Origin of the sequence: Blautia intestinihominis, assembly GCF_040096655.1 — a bacterium.
Lineage (GTDB): Bacteria > Bacillota > Clostridia > Lachnospirales > Lachnospiraceae > Blautia_A > Blautia_A intestinihominis.
Genome location: NZ_JBBMEI010000155.1, coordinates 1 through 2,322 on the forward strand (window position 1 = coordinate 1; position 2,322 = coordinate 2,322).

Sequence of the window (2,322 nt, forward strand, 5' to 3'; positions counted from 1 at the left end):
GTTCTTTGCTTCCTCAAATGTGACTTTGACCTTGTTATCATCCTTGATTTCCAGTCCTGTGTAGTCTGATTTCACATCAAATACACTGCCTGTTTCGATTTCATAATCTTTGGCAGTCACCACCTCATCTTCATCCAGAAGGTCTTTCACTTCCTCATAAAGTGGAGGTTTTTCCTCTGGCTGGATCTCCGCTGCATATGCTGTCATCGGAGATAACACTGTACTAAGCATTGTCATGCCTGCCAGCAAGCCAGATACTACTTTTCTAAAATTACCTTTTTTCTTCATGCTAAGGTCCTCTCTTTCATAATATTTGTATTAAAACAGACAGTCCTTAGACTGCCTGCAATACACTACTTATCGTTGTGGAAAAATCAGATTGAACTGTACATTTCCCTCACCGGGATCGACCATCTCCACAGTTGCTTCATACTGTCTCCCTGTTTTTCTTGATACCAGATCCTTATAATGGATTTTTCCTTTAGACAGGAACTTCTTTGCTGTCTCCTTATCCATCTTTTTCCCTTGTCTTGCAAGAAATTTATCATTCTTCCATAAGGTAAAAGCACAGTTCCGGTCAGAACAGTAAAAGTTCACTTTTCCTTCCCGGACATCAGCTCCACAGCGGGGACATTTGCCAATGACTTCTCCTTTTGCCTTTCCCTGAAACTGATTTTTCTTCTCTTCTGAAATCCCCTGATATCTGGCAACCAGTTCCTGCATCAGCTCTGTAATCCCATTTAGGAATTCATCTGCTGTCTCTGTATTCTGGGCAATGTGATTCAATGCCATTTCCCACTCTGCGGTCATCTTCGGAGATTTAATCTCATCCGGTAGAACCGTAATCAGCACATTTCCATCATCTGTCGGCACCAGATTTTTCTTTTCCCTTTTCACAAAACCAGACTGAATCAGTTTTTCAATGATTGCTGCCCTTGTTGCAGGAGTACCAAGTCCTTTCTTCTCTGTATCTTCGGTCAGCTCTTCATTCCCTGCACGTTCCATCGCAGAAAGCAGGGTATCTTCTGTGTACTGTTTCGGTGGCTGTGTAAAATGCTCCGATACAAAAGAATCACAGGGACCATAATGCTTGCCTGCCCAGATATCCAACTCCGGCTCTTCTTTTTCTGCAATGATTCCAAAGAACTGTTTCAGTTTTTTCTCAATTGTCTTGAACCCTTCCTGTTTTGTTTTCTTTGCATTGAGATAAAACGTATGATAATTGCAGGTAATCTGACATTTATGACTCTCATAAATATAAGGCTCTGCAGTTGCTGTCAGAACCCTGGCACTGATCAAATACAAAATCTTGCGGCTTCGTTCTTTCAGTTCACCAATATCCGCTTTGGCTACTTCCATGGTTGGGATAATCGCATGGTGATCGGATACTTTCTTTGAATTTAATACCTTACTCACGTCCGGTTGATATTCCAGACCTTCAGCATAAGGCATTTTCCCAAATAACATCTGAATCAGAGTTTCTGTGCTTTCTCCCATCTCATCTGTCAGATACTGGCTGTCTGTTCTCGGATAAGTGACAAGCTTCTGCTCATACATCTCCTGCACAGCATCCAATGTCTGCTGTGCGGTATAGCCAAACATTCTGTTAGCTTCCCTCTGCAGGGTGGTCAGATCATAGAGTTTTGGAGGGCGGACCGTTTTCTCTTTCACATCATCCTTCTCCACTTCGCACATACGCTCCTGACACTCTGCAGCCACTTTATCTGCATCTTCTTTTTTCTGAAAATGCTCTGTGACCGCATCCATATCGTCAAACTTGATATGAGCCATATAATATTTTTCTTTGGTAAATTCCTTGATCTTCTGATTTCGATCCACAATCATGGCAAGTGTTGGTGTCTGTACTCTTCCAACTTTCAGATTCTGGTTATACAGAACGGAAAAAAGACGGCTCGCATTGATTCCCACCAGCCAGTCTGCCTTTGCCCTGCAAAGTGCTGACTGATAGAGACTGTCATAACACGAACCGTCTTTTAATGACGAAAATCCATCTTTAATTGCCTGTTCTTCCATGGAAGAGATCCAGAGTCGCTTCATCGGCTTTTTACATCCTGCCTGCTCATACACCAGACGGAAGATCAGCTCACCTTCACGTCCTGCATCAGTTGCACAGATCACTTCATCTACTTTGGAATCTCTCATCAGTTTCTTTAAGATTCCGAACTGCTTCTTTGTGCCCTCCAAAATCTTGTGTTTCCAACATTCCGGCACAATCGGCAGATCCTCATATCTCCATTTTTTATATTTTTCATCGTATTCCGATGCATCGCATAATCCCACCAGATGTCCTACGCACCAGGA

The 2,322-nt window shown here is 42.6% G+C and carries 2 protein-coding genes; both read right to left on the minus strand.

Features of this window, described 5'->3' with window-relative positions; genetic code table 11:
• On the minus strand, nucleotides 1-288 hold a 288-nt coding region (locus tag WMO75_RS19305; protein WP_349078800.1), incomplete at its 3' end, for a hypothetical protein.
• A gap of 69 nt (nucleotides 289-357) precedes the next feature.
• Nucleotides 358-2,322 (minus strand): DNA topoisomerase (locus WMO75_RS19310; protein ID WP_349078801.1); only part of this gene is annotated, 1,965 nt, incomplete at its 5' end.